A 20,883-nucleotide genomic window follows, 5' to 3' on the forward strand; every position below is an offset into this window, starting at 1 on the left:
CGCGCTCCGCCCGGCCCGGACGGGGAGATCAAACGACCTCCTCGTGCATGTCCCTTACCTCGTCTCGTGCCGCCCACGCCTGGTACACGTCCCTGTCGAACAGTTCGAGTCCCATTCCTTGCGCTATGCGCGCGTCGCCGCCGGAGTACTCCAGCCGCAACCAGCCGTCCTGTTCGCCGAGCACGACGAACGGTTCGCCGCGCCACACGCAACGGGTGCTGACGTAGAACAGCCGGTCGACGTCGGGTTCGGGTACCACCCGCACGAACCGGTCCGGGCCCGTCCGGTGGAAGCCGTCGGCGTCGCGCGTCGCGTAGAGGCGCACGCGGTCGCCGTCCGGGCTCGCCTCGTACTCGCCGCCGCGCCAGTCCGCGTAGAAGCCGTGCCTGACGCTCATGCCCGCTCTTCCGGCAACCGGACCGGCCACCTGCGCAGATCGGCGTCGTACACGGCCACCGGCGACGCGGTGCCGGACGCCTCGATCCGCAGCAGCTCCGCGCCGTGCGGCAGCCGCTGGCTCTCGATCGTGAACTCCGGGATCGCGGTCGCCCCGCCCGGCGCGTACGCCGACCCCCGGAACAGGGACGGGCACACCGCCGCCCAGCGGATCACGAAGATCCTCTCGGCGGAGGGCGCGAAGGGCGACCCCTCGTAGAGCAGGCCCAGCCCTCGGACGAGGGCCTCGGGCGTAGTCAGCTCCCGCACGTCCCGGAGGCGGTGGACGCGTCCCGCGACGAGGTCGTAGCCGCCTTCCAGGTAGTGGCGCACATGCTCGTCCCGGAGCACCTTCTGCACGATCACGACCTCGCCGTCGGCGGCGAGCGGACCATGATCGTTCTCGGTGGGGCGCGGTGGCGCGTCGGACGCCGCCGCTTCCGGTTCGGGAACGCGTGCTCGTGACCGCCGGCGCCGAAGCCAGGATCGGCCCGCCGCGCGCCCCTCGGCGGACGAACGCGGGGCCGGGACCTGTGCGAACGCCACGCCGCCGCCGGGGTCGGAGATCGCGTTCGCGTCCAGGTAGGACGCGCTGGGCAGGCCCGGATCGACGGCGAGCCGCCAGCTCGGATGGGGCCAGCCGCCCGCCAGCTCGGCCAGCGACACCCGCCGGTGCCGGACCGCCTGCCCCTGCAACGAGCGGTCCATCGCCTCGGGCGAGGTGAACGCCAGGACGAACGTGCCCTCGCCGAACCGGGCCGTGGCGAACCGGCGGTCGTCCTCGGGGCCGCCGAGGGCGGGCAGGTACAGGACGGCATCGGCGAGGATCTCCAGGTACCTCCGCTGGTCGCCCTGCTCACACGCCTCAGAGAGCGCGGTCTTCAGGCTGTAGACCGAGGGGTTGCGCTCCGTGGGGCGGTCTCTCTCGGAGGCCGCAGGGGAGAGCCCGAGACCGGGCAGCGCGAGCGGGCCGCCCTTCGCGCCGCCCTTGGCGCCGGCCCGCTCGGCCTGGTAGACGAGCCCGAGCGGGGACCCGACGCCGTAGACGTCCCGGAAGGCGCCGACCATCAGCCCCGCCAGCAGCGCGCACGACTCCAGGTTCTCGCCGGACGCACGCGCGCCCCGGTCACGGCGGGGGTCGCGGAGGGAGTAGCACCGCCACCAGTTGCGCCGCTCGCCCTCGTCCGGGGATTCCCAGCCGAGTGCCCTCAGCCGGCGCTCCTGGTGGGGTGCCAGCGGACGCGGCAGGAACGCGCTGCCGACCGCCTCCGCCTCCAGGACGCCCTCCGAACGCATCGTCTGGACGTAGGGGAGCCCGCTCGCGTCCTGGACGATGAGGAACGCCCCGACCGGCAGCCGCGAGAGCTCCAGGGTCAGCCGCTTGGCGAAGTCGTTCCAGTCCAATCGGGATCCACTCTCGCGTCCGTGGGCGGTTCCGCGTGCCCGTCGCTCCCGCGTGCTCGACGGTGGCCGGGCCCCGCCCTACTCGGTGTGGGGCGCCGGAACGGCGTCCGTGCGTACCGGGGTCCAGACGCCGCCGATGGCGTCGTAGACCGCCAGCGGAGTCTCCTCACCCGTCCCGGTCGACTGCCAGAGCCGGGCGCCGTGCGGCGGCCGGAGCGGCACCCCGACCTGCCGTTCCGGGACGGGCCCGGGCCCGGGGGCGGGCACAGGTCCAGGAACAGGGACGGGCCCGGGAACGCGGTCCGTCGGGGCGCCCAGCGGCGCGACCTCGGGCTGCGGCTCCGGCGCGGTCGGGCGGGGCCCGTCCACGGGAACGCCGCCGTCTCCGCCCCCCGGGACCGCGCTCGGGCCGCCGCTGTTCGCGACACCGCCTGCGACGCTTCTGTCGAAATCGGCGTTCGTGACACCGGGGCCCCGGCCGTGGCCCCCGACGACGCCGCCGCCGGGGGCGGAGCCGGTCCGGGCACCGCCACTCGCGGGCTCACCGCTCGGCACGCCACCGGATTCGAGCGCGGCCCGCAGCTCGTCCAGCGTGTAGGAATCGACCGCCGTGTGGTCGTCGCTGTAGGGAATCCCGTTCGAGGCAGGGCTCGCCTTGGGAGCGGAACCGTTCACGCTGGGGATGGCCCCACCCGCGACGGGGTTCGGCCCGGAAAGCGCGTGTGGGTCGACGTTCCCATACGGATTCGGGACACCCACCTCGGGCGCCGGCGCGCTGTTGAGGCGGGCAAGGGACGAGGCGTCCAGGAGAACCTCACTGGGCAGCCCCGGATTGATGGCGAGCCGCCAGGTGGGATCGGGCCAACCGGAGGCCAGCAACGCGAACGAGGTGCGCCGGTACAGGCCGGGGTTCGCGGTGCGCGCGAGCGCCCCGGGCGAGGTGAACACCGTGACGTAGGTGACGGAGCCGAGCGTGATGGTCGGCAGCTCGGCGCTGTCGGGATCCTCCACCGCGGGCCCGCTCGCCGGGAGCACCGGGTCGGCGTTCGCCAGGAGGTCGAAGTAGGTGGTGTGGTCGCCGTGCGCCTTGGCCTCGGCGAGACGCGGTTCGAGGAGGTCGGCGCCGGAGGCGGGCGCGCCGTCCGGCGGCAGCGGCATGGGCGTGCCCCCCGGGGGCGTTCCCGCCGGCAGCGGACCCGTGCCCGTGCCCGACGTCTCGGCGGACGAGCGGCGCCGGGCGACCCGGGACGCGTCGGCGGTCTCGATGCCGAAGTCGACCAGCTCGATCAGCCCGGTCCCCTGCCGGTGGAACGACTCGTACACGAGGTCGGAGGGGCGCCGGACGCCCTGGACGTCCCGCAGCGCGGTCACCATGACGTCCGCGAGGCGGGAGTAGTCGCCCAGCGAGACCGCCTGCATGCCGCCGGGCACTCCCGCCTCGGGCAGCTCGGTCCACCAGTTGCGGGGCGCGGGCTCGGCGGGCGGGCGCCAGCCCGCCTCGCTCATGACCTCCTCGTCGGCCAGCGTGAGCAGCAGCGGGCCGTCGAGGAAGTTGTTGCTGACGGCCTCGGCGTAGAGCCGGTCGGGCTCGCGCATGGCCTGGACGTAGTGGCGGCTCTCATCGCGTTCACGAACGATGAGGATGGTGTCCCGTTCGAGACCCGCCAGCTCGCGACCCAGCCGCCGGGCGAACTCGGACCACTCCAACAAGATCACTCCCTACGGCCGGGGGCGCCCCCGGCCCCGCGAGATCTGCCCGAGACCCGATGATTGTCGCCGCAGACGCGACGCGCAAACCGGGAGTTCACTCGGGCGGCGGTTCGTGACGCAGCACACGCAGCGCGTCTCGGAGCGCTTCCGGATCGGCTCCGTGCGCGTCGAGGACGTCGATGAGCCGGTGCAGGATCTCGTGGCGTTCGTAGCCGACGTCGAGGAGCGCCTGGGCGGTGTCCCACAGCTGGGGAGGGTCGCCGTTCCACAGGCGCTCCGCGAGGCGCTCGTGGGCGTCCAGGTGCTCGGTGTCGGCGCCGGGGTGCTCGAACTCCAGCAGGATCCGGCGGTCGTCGGGGTCCGCGGGGTCGAGCGTGGACAGGTCGATGGACCCGTGCCGCCCGCTCTGGCGGTGGACGCCCGAAAGGAATGGCAGCGCGAACGCGCGCCGGGGCAGCGCGTCGAGCTCGCCGTCGGGGAGCAGCCGGTCGACCAGCTCCCGGTCGAGGCCGAACGCGGCGGGGTCGCGGTAGGCCTCGGCGAACTTCGCCGTGGCGTCCCAGACGGCGTCCAGCGTCGCCCTGATGCCCTCGTCGGGCAGGCCGGTGCGCTTGCCCGCCCAGCGCACCCAGGCGGCCAGCACGTGCGGCACGGCCTCCTGCTCGGTGGGCGACAGCAGCACCTTGCGGGGCAGCCAGTCGAGCAGGAACATCTCGCACTTGATGGGGCTGACCCGGAGCGGGCGCCCGAAGTCGTGGGCGCAGCCGTAGTCGATGATGCGGTCGACGCAGCGGAGCGCGGCCGACCGGTCGGACAGCTCCTCCGCCTCGTCCGACGCCAGGAACCGGGCGGCGATGACCGCGCGCCGGTCGTTCCCGTACACGGGCGGCTGGGGAAGGCGCCCGCCGGGCGGGAGGATTCCCACGCGGGCCCGGGCGAACGCGTGGTACGAGCCGAAGTTCTCGTTCACCGGCGGGTCGTCGGTCTCGTCAGTGAGATTCAGGGCGCTTTGCAGCAAAGCTTTGGTGTCGCGCGGGTCCAGCTGCTCGAACCGCATCAGCGGGTTGGCGCGGCCCTCCTGGCGGCAGTGGTCGAGGAGCTTGCCGACCTGGGAGGAGACCCATGCGTCCCGGACCATGCCGCTCGTCGGCGGCCGTCCGCTGCGCGCGGGGGTCGTGAACGGGATGCCCACGTTCTGGACGGCGCCCGCCCTGTTGCGGTCGACCAGCACGACCAGGGCGTGCCGTTCCGCGCCGCCGTAGGTGTAGGTGCAGACGATGGAGTCCTGGTCGCCGTAGACGTCCCTGGAGACGTAGCACTCCTCGGGAGCGACCATTCCGACGCGGTCGGCCCACCCGGGCCTGGCCACGCCGTTCTCCATCAGCTCCAACGCGGCGCGTTCGGCCTTCACGGCCTGCCGGGGGGTGCCCAGATAGGCCATTCCCGTCAGCAGCGCCAGCGCGGCGGGCGTCCCGGCGCGTGCGGCGTAGTCGACCAGGGCCTCGCCGATGACCTGTTCCACGTCGCCGCCGGGCACGTGGTGCCCCCACCAGGAGCCGAGGATCTCGCTGACGATGAGCTCGGCGTCCAGCGGGCTCCGCACGGCCAGCAACTCGCGGGCGTGCTGGAGCATGCCGTCGAAAATCGCGGAGACCTCGTCGGGGGGACGCGGGCCGTCCCCTGCCGGATCCCCGGGGGAGCGGTGGCGGCTGCGGGGACTCACGCCCCCAGTTTCTCAGATCCGGCGCCGGGCGATGTCCAAGACACCGGCGAAGGCCGCAATGGGACGAGCCGGTACAGGCCGCTCTACCGAGCGTCCCCGTCGCCGCCGGACGCCCGAGTCCTCCCGGAGGGCGGCTCCGACTTCAGCATCCCCAGCAGGTGCTCGCGCGCCATGCGCTCGACCTTGTCCGGGGACGCGTCGAGCCCCAGATGCGTCATGCACGCTTGGACGTCGGTGACGCAGCGCCTCACCGCCTCGGTGGAGAAGCTCGTGAACTCCTCCGAAAGGCGGGTCAGCGCGTCGTGTGCCGCTCTCCGGTGATCGGTCAGTGCGGGCATCTGCGAAAACCTCCGCGCACGGGACTTCGGCGGACGGGGCCGAACCGCCGGGTCGAGACGGAGCGCGTCGGACCGACCCTGGCTGGGAGCTTCCAACCGGACTTCGCCTCGGTGTCCCATTCCAGCGCTTTTGCGAGGAGAGTCAAGACATACCGGGACGACGTTTCGCAAATTCTGGATCCTCCCCAGGAGACGCCCCAGCGGTCTCCTGGGAATCGTCACTGACCTGTACTTGCGCGGTCCGTGCTTGCGAGGCTCGTGCCTGCGCGGTCCGTGCCTGCGGCGCGACGTCCACCCAGCCGGCGTGATGCCGTGCCGCCCACTCGCGGTCCACCCGCCCGGTGAGCATTCCGGTGAGCGCGCCGCGGTCACGCAGCGCCTCCCACAAGTGCCCGATCGTCACCGCGAGGATCAGCAGGAAGAGCCAGTCGTGGACGAACGTGGCCCCCGTCCTCCACCGGTCGGGCCACGGGCCGGGGAAGGTGAGCACCTCACCCGTCCCGAGCATGACCAGAATCGCCCCGGCGGTGAACGCGGCGTTGAGCTTCTGCCCGGCATTGAACTTCCCTACCGGCAGTACCCCGCGTCCCGCGCGCACGGCCCTGCGGTCGCCGCGCCGGAGCCACTCCCAGTCGTGGGGCGCGAACCTGTTCAACCGACGCAGATCCGCCCGGAACGCCCGGGAGAGAAGACCGAGGACGATGGGGACGGGCAGCGCGAACCCGCACCACACGTGCACCGTCTTGAGCAGTTCCCGGCGTCCCACCATCGTGGCGAGGAACGGGAAGTACAGGAACGCCGCCGTCACCAGGCACACCAGCATGAGCAACGCGGTCACATGGTGGATCGACCGCTCGGCCCGTGTGAAACGCGCCAGCCACACCGCTCCAGGACGAACTCGGGCATCCCCCTGGTCGGGCTCGCGGCGGCCCGTGTCATCGGGGGTCGGCTCATGTAGGGGCATCATCGCGTCCGTTCGACCGTCCCACCCAGGCGTCCACGTCGTATCCGCGGTGCTCCCAGTAGCCGGGCCTGACCTTGTCGGTCAGTTCGATCCCGCCGAGCCACTTGAGCGACTTGTAGCCGTACATCGGCGCCACGTACAGGCGCACGGGCCCACCGTGGTCGTGGCTGACGGACCCGCCCTGCATCTGCGTCGCCACGAGGACGTCGCGACGCCGCGCCTGGTCGAGCGTCAGCGACTCCGTGTAGGTGCCGTCGAACGACGTGAACCGCACCGCTTTCGCCTGCGGCGACACGCCCACCGTTCGCAGCAGGTCGGGCAGCGCCACACCCGACCAGCGGACGTCCGGGACGCGCCAGCCCGTCACGCACTGGAAGTCCTTGTCCAGCGCCGTCTGCGGCATCCGCGCGAGATCGGCCATCGTGAAGGTCCGTGGGGCCTGCACCAGACCCGTCACCTCCATACGCCAGGTAGCCGCCGTGTACTTCTTCACGCTCCCGGTGACCGTGTAGTACCGAAAACCACCGGCCGCCGGTAGGACGTCACTGAGACCGCCCACCGGCGCCAGGGCATGGTTCACCTTCTGCTGCACCGCCGCCCCCACGGCGGCCCCCGCCACGCCCAGGCCGAGCATCCCGAGCACCACGCGGCGACCGACCGGACTGCCTTCTGCCTGCTCCTCCTCGTTCACCCCTTCATTCGAACACCCGGGTCCCCGCGCCGCCATGCCCTCGGCCCGTCCGTAACACTTCGGACAGATCTGCACCATCTCCTGCGGACCCCCTCGCACGGAGCTGCCCGGGCGGCCCCGCCTCGCGCCGTAACGGGCGGTCCTAAGCTGGGCCCATGGCCACGAAGGTTCAACTAGCGCAGCGGCCTGAGGCCGACGAACTGCTCGGGCGCAGCCCGCTCGCCGCCCTGGTGGGTATGCTCCTCGACCAGCAGGTGGCGATGGAGTGGGCGTTCTCCGGGCCCTACACCATCACCCAGAGGATGGGCACCGGCGACCTGGACGCCCACGAGGTCGCCGCCCACGACCCGGAGCGGTTCGCGGCGCTGCTGTCGGAGAAGCCCGCCGTCCACCGCTACCCCGGGTCGATGGCCAAGCGGATCCAGCAGCTGTGCCAGTACCTCGTGGAGAACTACGACGGCGACGCGGCGAAGGTGTGGGCCGACGTGGCCACCGGCAAGAAGCTGTTCAAGCGCCTGAACGCCCTGCCCGGCTTCGGCAAGCAGAAGGCGCAGATCTTCCTGGCGCTGCTCGGCAAGCAGTACGGCGTCCGCCCGGACGGGTGGCGCGAGGCGGCGGGCGCGTACGGCGAGGAGGGCTCGCACCGGTCCGTCGCCGACATCACCGGCCCGGAGTCCCTCGCCAAGGTCCGGGCCTTCAAGGCGGAGATGAAGGCGGCGGCCAAAACCGGCAAATAGGCCAAATCCGACAACTCGGATAAATTGCCGCCCCTTCGGCCGAGCCGCAAGTTGAGTTTTGCCATCTTTTTGCCGTAGGGAGACGGGTGATGCGGGCGGGAATCCGGACCGGTTCACCGGTGGCCGGAACTCGCCGAACCGGCCGGGTTCACTGCCTGTGGCCCCCGGGCCCCGTAACATCTCGTACTCGCCCTCCCCGCGGACCGCTCCCGGCGCGCCGCGGAGACGGCGTCCGAATCCGAGGTCGTCGCAGGGGGCCCCAGGGACAAGGTTGTCCATCAGGGGTTCCGTCCGAGGCGAACGATCGGGATGATGAATACCTGACTCCGACCGGTGTTGTGATGGAGGCGGGAGCGCTAGCCTGCTCCCATTCACTCATAGTGATGAAAAATTGCCGCGCGGTACGGGACCTTCTGGGGCGGAGGTGTTGTCCATGAGCACCGAAACGTCCGTTCCGCATCCCCGCGTCTCGGGGATGGAGGGTCAGCCCATGGATGCGTCCGACGCCGCGCTGTACGCGACCCTGCTCAAGGAGGCGCCGGGCGGGCTCGCGTTCTTCGACGGAGACCTGCGCTGCCGCAGGGCGAACGACGCGCTCGCGGCGCTGCTCGGCGTCCCCGTCCGCGATCTCCAGCAGCGGCGCCCGGCCGAGGCGCTGCCCGCCGAGGTGGCGACCGCGTTCGAGACGGCCCTGCGCAAGGTCCTCGACGAGGACCGCCCCATCAGCGACCTCGACCTGGTCGTGCCCGCCGCGGAGAGCGGCGCCACGGCCGCACCCCCCGGCCCGCCGGGCCCGCCCGGAGACGCCTCAGCGCTCGCCACGGCGGTCGAGGAGCGGATTCTGGCCTGCACCTGGCTCCCGGCCCGCGGCGGCGACGGGGAGGCCCTGGGCGTCGTCCTGACCGCCCTGGACGTGACCGAGCGGCGCCGGGCCGAGGAGGTCATCCGCCGCAAGGAGCAGCGCTACCGCTCGCTCGTGGAGGCCAGCGCCCAGGTGGTGTGGGTCGCGGCGCCCGGCGGCGGCGTGATCGACGACGCGCCGGAGTGGCGCGCGATCACCGGCCAGACGCCCGACGACTACGCGGTCGGCGGATGGCTGTCGGTCGTCCACCCGGAGGACCGCCCCCGCATCGAGAGCACCTGGCGAGAGTGCGTGGCGGAGAACCGGGTCTTCGAGACCAACTACCGCGTCCGCACCAAGAGCGGCACCTTCCGCCACTTCGACGTCCGGGCCGTGCCCATCTGGCAGGGCGGCGCGGTCATCGAGTGGGTCGGCGCCAACACCGACGTCACCGGCCAGCGCGAGGCCGAGGAGATGCGCGGCCGCCTGACCGAGCAGCTCTCGGCGGCGGCGCTGCGCACGGCGCGCCTCCAGCAGGCGACCTCGATGCTCGCCGAGGCGCTGACCGTCTCCCAGGTCGTCCAGGTGATCACCGAGGTCGGGCGGTCGGCGATCGGCGCCGACTACTCCGCCGTCGCGCTCCTGGACGACGACAAGCTGCGGCTCAGCATCGTCGCGCCGTCCCAGCCGGGCGCCGAGGGCGAGGTGCGGCCGATCGTCCGGGACGACATCAAGGTCGGCGACCCGACCGTGATGTCGGTGGCGGTGCGCGAGAGCCGCCCGTTCCTCGCCGAGCACCCCGACAGCCTCCGCCTCCAGCTGGGACGCGACGAGAAGGGCCTGTTCAGCCAGCACACCGAGGAGCGCGCCTGGGTGGGCCTGCCGCTGCTGGCGGCCGGTGCCCCGATCGGCGCGCTGCGGTTCTCCTTCACCCGGCCCAGGGAGATCACCGAGGAGGAGCGGGTCTTCCTGGAGGCGCTCGCCGGCCAGTGCGCCCTCGCGGTGGAGCGTGCCCTGCTCTTCGAACGCGAGCACAAGACCGCCGAGGAGCTCCAGCGCAGCCTCCTCCCGAGCGACCTTCCGCAGCTGCCCGGCATGGTGCTGGCCGCCCGCTACAACCCGGCGACGCGCCACGTGCAGGTGGGCGGCGACTGGTACGACGTGTTCCGCCTTCCCGACGACCGGCTCGCCGTCGCGGTGGGCGACGTCATGGGCAAGGGCGTCCTCGCCGCGGCCGGAATGGGACGCGTCCGCAACGCCCTGCGCGCCCTGGCGCTGAACGACCCGCGCCCGGCCGCCGTCCTCGCCGGGCTCGACCGGCTCTTCAGCGCGACCGAGGACGAGGAGCAGTTCACCACCGTCGCGTACGTGGTCATCGACCCCGAGACCGGGCACGGCGCCTTCAGCAACGCCGGCCATCCGCCGCCCCTGCTGATCTCGCCCGACGCGCCCGCGCGGGTCAGTGCGCTGGAGCCCGGGACCCCGCTCGGCTGGCCGAGCCAGAGACAGCAGACAAATTTTTCCATCGAGACCAGCAACACTGTGGTGTTCTATTCCGATGGACTTGTGGAGAACCGTAGACGCGGGGTGGATGCCGGGCTGGAGGAGCTCGTCGCCGTGGCGGCGGACGCCCCGCCCGAGGTGGTAGGAGATCCAGAAAGACTCGTCGACTTCCTGGTCGATCGGATGCTTGCCGGGTATGAGCAGGTAGACGATGTGACCGTGCTCGCCCTGCACGTCCCGCCCAAGCCCGCGTGACACCCGCCGACGGCGGCGCGAAGACGGTGTAGTACGTACGAAGGACCGTCCAGCGCCCTCTAAGGTGGAGTGTTACCGGGCAGGACTCCAGAAGCGGAATGCGCAGCAGTGCCAGAATGCTTGACCCTAGTGAGAGCGGGTACGCTGCGGTCCCGCACGGGGAGGTCCCGCCCAGTGTGTGGTCCCACCCAGTGTGAGGCCGGGCCCGTCAGGGCACTTGGGTCAGCCCAGCCACACGTTCGTTCGAGAGGTATTTGTGTCGCCTGCTAGCTCGACCTCGAAAGCGTCAGATCTGCACGAGCACGTCATCGCGCAACTGATCGAGCGTGGACGGTCCCAGGGTTACCTCGAAGCCGACGACGTACGACGTACGTTCGAGGAGGCCGACATCCCCGTGTCGAAGGCCTCCAGCATCTTGCGGAGCCTTAGCAAGGAGGGTGTGACCGTCATGGTGAGCGCTGCCGACTCCGCAGCGCCCAAGCGGCCGCGCAAGCGCGCGACGCCGCCGGCGCGCAGGCCCAAGACAGCCGCTGCAGCCAAGGAGCAGCCCGACACCGTGACCGCCGTCGTCAGCGACGACGAGGTCCCCGCGGAGACCGCCGCCGAGCCGCGTCCCGCGGCCCCCAGGCCCGCGGCCAGGAAGGCCGCCCCCGCCAAGGGGGCCAAGCCGAAGAAGCCCGTCGCCGCCAAGAAGGGCGCGGCGCAGTCCGCCCCGAGTGCGGCGGCCCCGGCCAAGAAGGCCGGCGACGACCCCGAGCTCGAGGACGACGTCGAGGTCGACCTCGACGAGGACCTCACCGACCTCGAGGCCGACCTCGCGGTCGACACCGCCGACGAGCCGGAGGTGGCGCCCGAGCCCGAGGAGGACGAGCCCGTCGCCGCCGCGCCCGCCGCCGCCAAGGCCCCGGCCGGCAAGCCGGGCGCCGACGGCGCCGCGCCGGCGAACGAGGAGGAGTCGTTCACCCTCGGTGACGACGAGGACGACGCGCCCGCGCAGCAGATCGCCGCGGCCGGCGCCACCGCCGACCCGGTCAAGGACTACCTCAAGCAGATCGGCAAGGTCCCGCTGCTCAACGCCGAGCAGGAGGTCGAGCTCGCCAAGCGCATCGAGGCCGGCCTGTTCGCCGAGGAGCGCCTCGCCGCCGACGGCCCCGCGATGTCCGAGGAGGACACCGAGGACTTCGAGTGGATCGCCGAGGACGGCCGCCGCGCCAAGAACCACCTGCTGGAGGCCAACCTCCGGCTCGTGGTGTCGCTGGCCAAGCGCTACACCGGGCGCGGCATGCTGTTCCTGGACCTCATCCAGGAGGGCAACCTCGGCCTGATCCGCGCCGTCGAGAAGTTCGACTACACCAAGGGCTACAAGTTCTCCACCTACGCCACCTGGTGGATCCGGCAGGCGATCACCCGCGCGATGGCCGACCAGGCCCGCACCATCCGTATCCCGGTGCACATGGTCGAGGTCATCAACAAGCTCGCCCGCGTCCAGCGGCAGATGCTCCAGGACCTGGGCCGCGAGCCCACCCCGGAGGAGCTGGCCAAGGAACTCGACATGACCCCGGAGAAGGTCGTCGAGGTGCAGAAGTACGGCCGCGAGCCGATCTCCCTGCACACCCCGCTCGGCGAGGACGGCGACAGCGAGTTCGGCGACCTCATCGAGGACTCCGAGGCCATCGTCCCGGCCGACGCCGTCAGCTTCACGCTGTTGCAGGAGCAGCTGCACTCGGTGCTCGACACGCTCAGCGAGCGCGAGGCGGGCGTGGTGTCGATGCGGTTCGGCCTCACCGACGGCCAGCCCAAGACGCTGGACGAGATCGGCAAGGTCTACGGGGTGACCCGGGAGCGCATCCGCCAGATCGAGTCCAAGACCATGTCGAAGCTCCGCCACCCGTCGCGCTCGCAGGTCCTGCGCGACTACCTCGACTGAGCCGCTAGACGCCGTTCCGGGCCCCCGTCCACTATCGGACGGGGGCCCGAACGCATGCGCGCGACCGCGCGACGAGGTCAGGCGTGGAGGATCACGTCCAGGTTCGTGCCGTTCAGTTCGACCGTGTGGCCGAGGTCGGCGACGGTCTTCAGCAGCTCGTCCGGAGTGCTCGGCGCGGCGCCCGCCTTGAGCAGGTCGTGCGCGATCCGCCCGCGCGTCGCCTTGGCCATGTGGCTGACCACCGTCCGTTTGGGGACGCCGCCCACGACCGCCTCCCGGAACACCCGCACCGCCACGGCGGGGGCGGGGGCCTTCCAGACGGCCGCGTACGGGCCCGACCGCATGTCGACGATCAGGCGGGCGCCCGGGCCGCTGCCGGAGCGTGCTCGCGGGGCTCGCCTGGCCCTGCTGTCCTCCAGGTTCAGGGCCTTCAGCATCGCCGGGCGCCAGAGGGCGCTCAGCGGGCCCTCAGGCGGCAGCGACACCGCCATGGCCAGCCGGTACGGCGGGACGCGGTCGGTGAGTCTCAGCGCGCCCCACAGGCCCGAGAAGACGATGACCCGGTCGGCGGCGAGGTCGGCGTCCAGGCTCGGCAGGTCCAGGTTGTCGTACAGGACGCCCGTGTAGAGCCGCGCCGCGGGCAGGGTCGGCGCCTTGCGCAGGACCTTGTTGCGGGCCAGCGCGTCCTGTACCTGACCGGCGGGAAGCGCCAGGATCTCCGCCGCGTCGTCGCGTCGGCCCGCCTTGCCCAGGGCCGCCAGGACGCGTCTCCGGACGGGGTTCAGCCCGGGGAAGCTCAGCGATGCCAGGTCGAGCGGGGGGCCGTCCCCTTCGGTGGCCTTCTTCTCCGATGGCGGAAGCAGGATGTGCACGATCTCCCCAGACGCGGTACGAGGTGGTGCCCGGCGGATCTGTCGCCGGGCGAACGCCGTCACGGCTGGTCGGGAGCCTACGGAAGCCGGTGGGCCCGGTCACCGGGACGGTCGCCGTCGATACACTATGTGACCAATTAATGACACTGTGCAGTCAAGCCTAATTGGCTGGTGAGTTGCCCGATGGGCGGAATGCGAACGGCGGCCACCGTGTCCGGTGACCGCCGTACAGGGGAACTTCTATTTCATGCCTACCGCTCGTCGTCCGTAGCGGTTGCCGGGGTTTCGTTGAGCCTGTCGGTCTCGTCCTGAATGTCGGCCCCGTTGGCGCGCAGGGCCTCCGCGTACCTGCGTCCGTGGTGGGCGCAGAACAGAAGGTCGCCGCCGCCTACAAGGACTGCACGGACGTAGGCCTGGGCGCCGCAGCGGTCGCAACGGTCGGCGACGGTCAACGGCTTGGTTGGGGCAAGGGCTCCAGTCACGGCACCTTCCTCATGCTCGGGGTCGGTACTTAGGAGAACATCTAACCCGACGTGGACGTTCCCAACCTGTTTCTTCGTACGCCCAGAGCAGAATGGACCAATTAGTGACCGAGGTCACATCAGACCGCGTCCCAGCGGAACAACCGTGTCGCGATCAGGGCCCCGGCCACCGCCACGCCCAGCAGGACGCCGATTTGCGGCAAGGCGGACGTGGGCCCGAGGCCGCGTCCCATGACGTTCAGCATGCCCTCGTTGAGATAACGGAGGGGGAAGATGTAGGAAAGAGCCTTCATCCAGCCGGGGGACGCGTCGAGCGGGAAGAACGAGCCGCCGAGGAACGCCATCGGCAGGACGATCAGCTGCGTCATCGCCTGCGCGGTCTCCTGCGTCTTGGCCCAGGCGCCGATCATCATCCCGATCGACAGGAACGCTAGGACGCCCGCCATCACCATCGGGATCGCCATCCACCACGAGTGGCCGAGCTTCAGCCCGAACATCGGCAGCTGCGCCACCAGCACGAACAGCGCGAACTGGACGAGCGCCACGGCCAGGCTGACCGCCACCCGGGCCGCGAAGACGGTCGGGATCGGCGCGGGGGAGAGCTGGAGGCGGCGCAGGATGCCCTTCGTCCGCCACGTCACGAGCGTCTGGGACGCGCCGAACACACCGGCGGACGCCAGCGCCCAGCCCAGCAGGCTCGGCGTGAAGAACTGGATGGCCTTGAGCGAGTCGTCCTCCACCTGCTGGGTGGCCAGTCTGTACGCGGGGGGCTTCCCGGACGCCGACTGGTTCGCCGACTGGACGAGGGAGTCCATCAGGCCCCGCACCGTCCCGGACTTGACCTGGTCCGCCGCCGAGTAGTGGACGACCAGCTCCCCGCCCCGCTGCTCCACGACCGCGTCCGCGTCGCCCTTCTCCACCTTGCGCAGGGCCGCCGCCCGGTCGGACGCCCTGGTCACCTTCATGACCTTGCCGAGCCCGCCCGAGTCGTGCGCGACGGCCTGGTCCAGGACGGCCGCCCGGCCGACCTCCAGCACCTTCACCTTGGACGTCGTCTGGTGCCCGAACACCCCGCCGAAGATCGCCAGGAACATCAGCGGGAACAGGATCGTGAAGAACAGCGCGCCGCGGTCCCGGCTGAAGCCGAGGAACATCGCCCGCGACAGGCTCTTGAAGCTGGCGAACGTGCTCACGGCCTGAACTCCCGTCCGGTCAGATCGAGGAAGACGTCCTCCAGCGTCGCCCCGCGGATCTGGACGCCGTCCAGGGCGTCCCTGGAAGCCATCGCCGCCACCACCGCCGACGGGTCCCGGGTGGAGATCGTCAGGGACACGCCGTCGTCGTCGGCGCCGTCCGCGCCGGGGAGCAGGCGCGCGTCGTCCAGCGCGAGGACGCCGCTGGCCACGCTGATCCGCGCGGGCGCGTCCAGGCCCCGCACCAGCACCGCCGGGGGACCGAGGCGCAGCACCTTCCCCGCGTCCATGATCGCGACGCGGTCGCACAGGACCTCCGCCTCGTCCATGTGGTGGGTGGTGAGCACGATGGTCCGGCCCTCGGTGTTGATCTCCCGGAGGATGTCCCAGAGGTTGCGGCGGGCCTGCGGGTCGAGCGCCGCGGTCGGCTCGTCCAGGAAGACCAGTTCGGGGTCGTGGACGAGCGCGCACGCGATCGACAGCCGCTGCGCCTGCCCGCCCGACAGCTTCTCGACGCGGACGTCGGCCTTGTCGCCGAGCCCGACCGCCTCCAGCATCGTGTCGGCCTTCGCCGCCGGGACGCCGTAGAGCGACCCGAACGTCTGGAGCTGCTCCCGCGCGGTCAGCCGCTCGAAGAACGAGGACGCCTGCAACTGGACGCCGACGCGGTTCAGCAGCCCGGGATTGCGCGGCCACGGCGACGTCCCGAGGACCGACACCTCGCCCTCGTCGGCCTCCCGGAGCCCCTCGACGATCTCCAGGGTCGTGGTCTTCCCGGCGCCGTTCGGGCCGAGGATGCCGAAGAACTCGCCCTCCTCGACCGCGAAGGTGACCCCGTCCACCGCCTGGACGTCTCCGTATCGCTTGCGGAGGCCGGTGACCTCGATTGTTTGCGTCATGCGGAGGAGGTTAGGGAACGAGTGAAGGTGCATGCACCCACCCATAGGTGGACATTCGGCACCTCCACCCGGCCGCGGGACGGGCCGCGGCGGCGAGCCTCGCGAAAGATTGTCGGCGGCCGGGGGTACTCTGCTGCCGAATGTCCTACCCCCGAGGAGCACACGCAGTTGACCGCCGCGACCGCCGAAGCCAGCACCGACGACCCGCACGGCTACTCCGCCCGGCACCTTTCGGTGCTGGAGGGGCTGGAGGCCGTGCGGAAGCGACCCGGCATGTACATCGGGTCGACCGACAGCCGAGGCCTCGCACACTGCCTCTGGGAGATCGTCGACAACTGCGTCGACGAGGCCCTCGCCGGATACTGCACGCACATCAGCGTGACGCTGCACGCCGACGGCTCCTTCGAGGTCGGTGACAACGGCCGCGGCATCCCCGTCGACATCGAGCCGAGGACGGGCCTGCCGGGCGTGGAGCTGGTCATGACCAGGCTGCACGCGGGCGGCAAGTTCGGCGGCGTGTCCTACACCGCGTCCGGGGGGCTGCACGGCGTCGGCGCGTCCGTCGTCAACGCCCTGTCCGCCCGGATGGACGTCGAGGTCGACCGCGAGGGGCACACCCACGCGATCAGCTTCCGGCGCGGCCTGCCCGGCGAGTTCGCCGACGACGGCCGTCCGAACGCACGTTTCAAGAAGAAGTCGGGGCTGCGGCAGATCCGCAAGGTCGCCCGGAAGGTCACCGGTTGCCGTGTCCGGTTCTGGCCCGACCTCCAGATCTTCCTGAAGGACGCGACGGTCGAGCAGGCCCTCGTCATGGACCGCATGCGCCAGACCGCGTTCCTGATCCCGGGGCTGACCATCGACGTCCGCGACGAGCGCGGTGAGGAGGTCGCCGAGGCCAGGTTCCGCTTCGACGGCGGCATCGGCGAGTTCTGCAGCTACCTCGCCAAGGACGCCCCCATCGTCGACGTCCTGCGCCTCCAGGGCCGCGGCCACTTCACCGAGACCGTGCCCGTCCTGGACGACCAGGGCCACCTCACCCCCACCGACGTGGAACGTGACCTCGAGGTCGACATCGCGTTGCGCTGGGGCACCGGCTACGACACGATCACCCGCTCGTTCGTGAACGTGATCGCCACCCCCAAGGGCGGCACCCACGTGCGCGGCTTCGACCGCGCCGTGCTCAAGGTGGTCAACGAGCAGCTCCGGGCGGCGCGGCTGCTGAAGAGCAGCGACGAGGACGTCATCAAGGAGGACGTCCTGGAGGGGCTCACCGCCGTCGTGACGGTCCGGCTGCCCGAGCCGCAGTTCGAGGGGCAGACCAAGGAGATCCTCGGCACGTCCGCGGCCACCCGGATCGTCTCCCAGGTCGTCATGCGCGAGCTGCGCGCGGTGTTCGAGAACCCGCCGCGCGGCCAGAAGCAGCCGCTGCGCGCCGTCCTGGAGAAGGTCGCGGGCGCCGCCAAGACCCGCATCGCCGCCCGCACCCAGCGCGACAACCAGCGCCGCAAGAACGCCCTGGAGAACTCGGCGCTGCCCGCCAAGCTCGTCGACTGCCGCACCGCCGACGACCGGAGCGAGCTGTTCATCGTCGAGGGGGACTCGGCGCTCGGCACCGCCAAGCTCGCCCGCGACTCCGAGTTCCAGGCGCTGCTGCCGATCCGCGGCAAGATCCTGAACGTGCAGAAGGCGTCGGTCGCCGACATGCTCAAGAACGCCGAGTGCGCCGCGATCATTCAGGTGATCGGCGCCGGCTCGGGCCGCACCTTCGACCTCGACTCCGCCCGCTACGGCCGGATCATTCTGATGGCGGACGCCGACGTCGACGGCTCGCACATCCGGACCCTGCTGCTCACGCTCCTGTACCGCTACATGCGTCCGATGCTGGAGGCGGGCCGGGTCTTCACGGCCGTCCCACCGCTGCACCGGATCGAGCTGGTCAAGCCGAAGAAGGGGCAGGACAAGTACGTCTACTGCTACAGCGACGGCGAGCTGACCCGCAAGCTCGTGGAGTTCGAGCGCAAGGGCCAGCGCTGGAAGGAGCCCGTCCAGCGCTACAAGGGCCTCGGCGAGATGGACGCCGACCAGCTCGCGGAGACCACGATGGACCCCCGGCAGCGCATCCTGCGCCGCATCCGCATCGAGGACGCCGACGCCGCCGCCAAGATCTTCGACCTGCTGATGGGCAGCGACGTGGCCCCCCGCCGCGAGTTCATCACCGCGGGCGCCACCGAGCTCGACACCGAGCGCATCGACGTCTGAGCACGCCCGCGCGGGGGCTCCACCTCCGGGTGGAGACGGGGATGTCCAGCCCCGCGCCGATGCCCGCAGGTCCGGCGGTCACGTAGCTTCGGGGGCATGAACTCGCAGGACACCCCGCCCCCCGGCGGCCCGACCGGCTCGGCGCCGCGAGGGTCGGCACCGTGAAGGCGGGCGCGTGAGGATGGGCGCCCTGAAGATGGACGCCGCGAAGGGTGACGCCGTGAAGACGGGCGCGGTGAGGATGCGCGTGGTGAGGGCGGGCGGAGCCGTCACCGGTGAGCGGATCATGAAGGTGTTCGTCCTCTGCGTGATGCCGCTGTGGGGGCTGGCGGCGTACGTGCGCACGCTCCTCAACAACACGCCCGAGCCCGCCCTGCACGGGAAGGGGCTCGCGGTCGTCGTCCTCAACGTGGTCATGTTCGCGCTGGGGGCCGCCGGGCTGCTGGTGGGACGCGGGAAGGGCTCCCGGTGGCGCGGGCACGGGATCGTCCTGCTGCTGGCGTCGGTCGCGACGGTCGTCCCGCTCTACGCGGTCGCGCGGCACACGGTCACGTTCATCGCCATGGTCCCGCTGTGGGTGCTGCTGCGGCGGATACCGGTGCTCTGGGGAATCGGCGTGGGCGTGCTCACGACCCTCGCGGTCGGTGCCGTGGGCGCGACGCATCCGGGCGGTGAGATCGACTTCGGGCTGATGGCCGCGTTCGCCGGGATGACGCTGGGCGGCCTCGCCAGCCGGCAGGCGTCGATCGCGCAGGAGGCGACCCGGAGGGCCGAGGCCGCGAACGCGGTGCTGGCCGAGCGGTCCCACATCGCGCGGGAGATCCACGACATCCTCGCGCACTCGCTGTCGGCGCAGCTCGTCCACCTGGAGGGGGCGCGGCTGCTGCTGTCGCGCGACGGCGACCGCGTCCAGGCGCTGGACCGGGTGGAGCGCGCGCGGAACCTGGCCAGATCCGGCCTGGAGGAGACCCGGCGGGCGCTCGCCACGCTGCGCGGCGAGATCCCGGAGCCGAAGGAGGTGATCGCCGGGCTGGCGGAGGAGTTCTACGCCGGGACCGGCCGCCCCTGCGACGTGCGGGTGACGGGGACGCCGCGCGAGCTGTCCCCGCAGGCGGGGCTCGCGGTCGTCCGGACCGCGCAGGAGGCGCTGACGAACGTCCGCAAGCACGCGCCGGGCGCGCGCGCCCACGTGGCCCTGCGCTACCTGAGCGCCGCGGTGGAGCTGGAGGTCACCGACACCGGCGCCACCGAACCGGGCCTGGACCTGGGCCTGGACAGCGGCGGATACGGCCTGGCGGGCATGCGGGAGCGCGCCGAGCTCATCGATGGGACGCTGGAGACCGGGCCGGACGGGAAGGGCTTCCGGGTGTCACTCCGGGTGCCCGCCTGACCCGCCCGGAGGACGAACGAGAACGGGACGCTGTGAGCGACGTGACGAAGATCCTGGTCGTCGACGACCAGACGGTGGTCAGGGAGGGCCTGGTCCTGCTGCTGGAACTGCTCCCCGGTATCGAGGTGGCCGGGTCCGCCGGGGACGGCGAGGCGGCGCTCGCCCTGGTCGGCGAGCTGCGGCCCGACGTCGTCCTGATGGACCTGCGGATGCCGCGCGTGGACGGGGTGGCGGCCACGCGGCTGATCAAACAGGCCCATCCGGAGGTCGAGGTCGTCGTCCTGACCACCTACGCCGACGACGAGTCGATCTTCGCGGCGCTGCGGGCGGGCGCCCGCGGCTACCTCACCAAGGACGCGGGGGCCGAGGAGATCGCGCGGGCGGTCGCGGCGGTGCGCGGCGGCGCGGCGCAGCTCGACCCCGCCGTCCAGCGGCGCCTGGTCGAGGCGGTCGCCGCGGACGAGCGTCCCGCCCGGCGCGGGGGCCGCGGCGGCGACCTGCCCGACGGCCTGACCCGCCGCGAGGCCGAGGTCCTCGCACTGATCGCCCGCGGCCGCTCCAACGCGGAGATCGCCGGGGACCTGTTCATCAGCGAGGCCACGGTCAAGACGCACATCAACAACCTCTTCGCCAAGGCGAACCTTCGCGACCGCGCCCAGGCCGTCACCTACGCGTTCAAACACGACCTGGCCCCCTGAACGTGTGGGCCCCTGGGGCGGGGGTTGGGGTCCTAGGGCCCTGATGCGGCGGCTTCCGCCCGTCCTAGCGTGGCCGGATCGGCCGTCAGGCCGGCGGGACGCATCGGACGGAAGGGACCCAGCGTCATGCCCGGAAACGAGATCGACGCCTACATCGCCGGCCAGCTCGACCCGAAGTACGCCGGCATCCTCGACGCCCTGCGGACGCTGATGGCCGCGCACGCGCCGGGCGCCGTCGAGGGCCTCGCGTCCGGGTCCCCGGCGTGGCGGGGCGCGGAGGTCCTCGCCGTGATCAGCCAGAGCAAGACCCACCTCACGCTCGCGTTCGAGCGCGGCGCCGAGTTCAGGGACGAGCACGGGCTGCTGGAGGGCGTGGGCAGGCGGACCCGGCACGTCAAGATCAAAAGCCTGGACGACCTCGACGGGGACGCCCTGCGCGACTACATCGAGCAGGCCGTCCGCCTCGACGCGACCTGACCGGCGCGGACCGCCGACGCGACCTGATCGGCGCGGGCCGCCCGCGCGGCGCCAGGGAGAGGGGTGTCCCGGGCCTCACCAGGCC

General features: G+C 71.8%; 18 protein-coding genes. 7 read left to right on the top strand and 11 right to left on the bottom strand.

The features are described from left to right. Positions 1–28: 28 nt before the first annotated feature. The 7 genes from K2F47_RS20200 to K2F47_RS20230 all read right to left on the bottom strand — a co-directional run bounded on the left by K2F47_RS20200 (position 29) and on the right by K2F47_RS20230 (position 7,265). Complete coding sequence (locus tag K2F47_RS20200; RefSeq protein ID WP_242906129.1) at positions 29–397, bottom strand: UCP033725 family protein; 369 nt, start codon at positions 395–397, stop codon at positions 29–31. Next, the gene (locus K2F47_RS20205; RefSeq protein ID WP_242906130.1) at positions 394–1,839 is read right to left on the bottom strand and encodes a TY-Chap domain-containing protein; all 1,446 of its coding nucleotides are present in this window, start codon (positions 1,837–1,839) and stop codon (positions 394–396) included. The genes K2F47_RS20200 and K2F47_RS20205 overlap by 4 nt, the downstream gene beginning before the upstream one ends. A gap of 78 nt (positions 1,840–1,917) precedes the next feature. Continuing rightward, entirely contained in the window at positions 1,918–3,549 is a 1,632-nt protein-coding gene (locus tag K2F47_RS20210) for a TY-Chap domain-containing protein (protein ID WP_242906131.1), read from the bottom strand. 94 nt (positions 3,550–3,643) lie between these two features. After that, a complete protein-coding gene (locus K2F47_RS20215; protein ID WP_242907496.1) occupies positions 3,644–5,182 on the bottom strand; it encodes a hypothetical protein in 1,539 nt (512 codons plus the stop codon). A 173-nt stretch (positions 5,183–5,355) separates the two neighbouring features. Next, entirely contained in the window at positions 5,356–5,610 is a 255-nt protein-coding gene (locus tag K2F47_RS20220; protein ID WP_242906132.1) for a hypothetical protein, read from the bottom strand. Positions 5,611–5,752: 142 nt separating this feature from the next. After that, a complete protein-coding gene (locus K2F47_RS20225) occupies positions 5,753–6,577 on the bottom strand; it encodes a formate dehydrogenase subunit gamma (RefSeq protein ID WP_308198433.1) in 825 nt (274 codons plus the stop codon). Continuing rightward, positions 6,561–7,265, bottom strand: a complete 705-nt coding sequence (locus tag K2F47_RS20230) for a molybdopterin-dependent oxidoreductase (RefSeq protein WP_242906134.1) — start codon at positions 7,263–7,265, stop codon at positions 6,561–6,563. Before K2F47_RS20230 ends, K2F47_RS20225 begins: the two co-directional genes overlap by 17 nt. A 155-nt stretch (positions 7,266–7,420) precedes the next feature. Here K2F47_RS20230 and K2F47_RS20235 point away from each other — a divergent pair, with 155 nt between their 5' ends. The 3 genes from K2F47_RS20235 (at position 7,421) to K2F47_RS20245 (ending at position 12,528) form a co-directional block, all read left to right on the top strand. Further along, positions 7,421–8,002, top strand: coding sequence for an HhH-GPD-type base excision DNA repair protein (locus K2F47_RS20235; protein WP_242906135.1), 582 nt, complete (start codon positions 7,421–7,423; stop codon positions 8,000–8,002). A 433-nt stretch (positions 8,003–8,435) separates the two neighbouring features. Beyond that, positions 8,436–10,601, top strand: coding sequence for a SpoIIE family protein phosphatase (locus K2F47_RS20240; protein WP_242906136.1), 2,166 nt, complete (start codon positions 8,436–8,438; stop codon positions 10,599–10,601). A gap of 256 nt (positions 10,602–10,857) precedes the next feature. Then, complete coding sequence (locus K2F47_RS20245; RefSeq protein WP_242906137.1) at positions 10,858–12,528, top strand: RNA polymerase sigma factor; 1,671 nt, start codon at positions 10,858–10,860, stop codon at positions 12,526–12,528. A 77-nt stretch (positions 12,529–12,605) separates the two neighbouring features. On the opposite strand, the gene K2F47_RS20250 is transcribed toward K2F47_RS20245, so the two are convergent. The 4 genes from K2F47_RS20250 to K2F47_RS20265 form a co-directional block, all read right to left on the bottom strand. Further along, positions 12,606–13,400, bottom strand: a complete 795-nt coding sequence (locus K2F47_RS20250; protein ID WP_242906138.1) for a YaaA family protein — start codon at positions 13,398–13,400, stop codon at positions 12,606–12,608. Between the two features lie 251 nt (positions 13,401–13,651). Beyond that, the gene (locus K2F47_RS20255) at positions 13,652–13,882 is read right to left on the bottom strand and encodes a DUF7455 domain-containing protein (RefSeq protein WP_242906140.1); all 231 of its coding nucleotides are present in this window, start codon (positions 13,880–13,882) and stop codon (positions 13,652–13,654) included. A 119-nt stretch (positions 13,883–14,001) separates the two neighbouring features. After that, positions 14,002–15,075, bottom strand: coding sequence for an ABC transporter permease (locus tag K2F47_RS20260; protein ID WP_242906141.1), 1,074 nt, complete (start codon positions 15,073–15,075; stop codon positions 14,002–14,004). Then, the gene (locus K2F47_RS20265; RefSeq protein WP_242906142.1) at positions 15,072–15,974 is read right to left on the bottom strand and encodes an ABC transporter ATP-binding protein; all 903 of its coding nucleotides are present in this window, start codon (positions 15,972–15,974) and stop codon (positions 15,072–15,074) included. Before K2F47_RS20265 ends, K2F47_RS20260 begins: the two co-directional genes overlap by 4 nt. A gap of 168 nt (positions 15,975–16,142) precedes the next feature. Here K2F47_RS20265 and K2F47_RS20270 point away from each other — a divergent pair, with 168 nt between their 5' ends. The 4 genes from K2F47_RS20270 (at position 16,143) to K2F47_RS20285 (ending at position 20,798) form a co-directional block, all read left to right on the top strand. Continuing rightward, entirely contained in the window at positions 16,143–18,233 is a 2,091-nt protein-coding gene (locus K2F47_RS20270; RefSeq protein WP_242906143.1) for a DNA gyrase/topoisomerase IV subunit B, read from the top strand. Positions 18,234–18,414: 181 nt separating this feature from the next. Next, entirely contained in the window at positions 18,415–19,623 is a 1,209-nt protein-coding gene (locus K2F47_RS20275) for a sensor histidine kinase (RefSeq protein WP_242907498.1), read from the top strand. 32 nt (positions 19,624–19,655) lie between these two features. Beyond that, complete coding sequence (locus K2F47_RS20280) at positions 19,656–20,321, top strand: response regulator (RefSeq protein WP_242906144.1); 666 nt, start codon at positions 19,656–19,658, stop codon at positions 20,319–20,321. 126 nt (positions 20,322–20,447) lie between these two features. Beyond that, positions 20,448–20,798 carry a DUF1801 domain-containing protein gene (locus K2F47_RS20285; protein ID WP_242906145.1) on the top strand — a complete coding sequence of 117 codons (351 nt, stop codon included), beginning with the start codon at positions 20,448–20,450 and terminating at the stop codon, positions 20,796–20,798. Positions 20,799–20,883: the final 85 nt, after the last annotated feature.

Origin of the sequence: Actinomadura terrae, assembly GCF_022751215.1 — a bacterium.
Taxonomy (GTDB): domain Bacteria; phylum Actinomycetota; class Actinomycetes; order Streptosporangiales; family Streptosporangiaceae; genus Spirillospora; species Spirillospora terrae.

Coding starts and splice junctions, on each gene's coding strand:
- K2F47_RS20200 (WP_242906129.1), bottom strand. CDS start 397: ATGAGCGTCAGGCACGGCTTCTACGCGGACTGGCGCGGCGGCGAGTAC.
- K2F47_RS20215 (WP_242907496.1), bottom strand. CDS start 5,182: ATGCTCCAGCACGCCCGCGAGTTGCTGGCCGTGCGGAGCCCGCTGGAC.
- K2F47_RS20220 (WP_242906132.1), bottom strand. CDS start 5,610: ATGCCCGCACTGACCGATCACCGGAGAGCGGCACACGACGCGCTGACC.
- K2F47_RS20225 (WP_308198433.1), bottom strand. CDS start 6,577: ATGATGCCCCTACATGAGCCGACCCCCGATGACACGGGCCGCCGCGAG.
- K2F47_RS20235 (WP_242906135.1), top strand. CDS start 7,421: ATGGCCACGAAGGTTCAACTAGCGCAGCGGCCTGAGGCCGACGAACTG.
- K2F47_RS20240 (WP_242906136.1), top strand. CDS start 8,436: ATGAGCACCGAAACGTCCGTTCCGCATCCCCGCGTCTCGGGGATGGAG.
- K2F47_RS20265 (WP_242906142.1), bottom strand. CDS start 15,974: ATGACGCAAACAATCGAGGTCACCGGCCTCCGCAAGCGATACGGAGAC.
- K2F47_RS20275 (WP_242907498.1), top strand. CDS start 18,415: ATGGGCGCCCTGAAGATGGACGCCGCGAAGGGTGACGCCGTGAAGACG.
- K2F47_RS20285 (WP_242906145.1), top strand. CDS start 20,448: ATGCCCGGAAACGAGATCGACGCCTACATCGCCGGCCAGCTCGACCCG.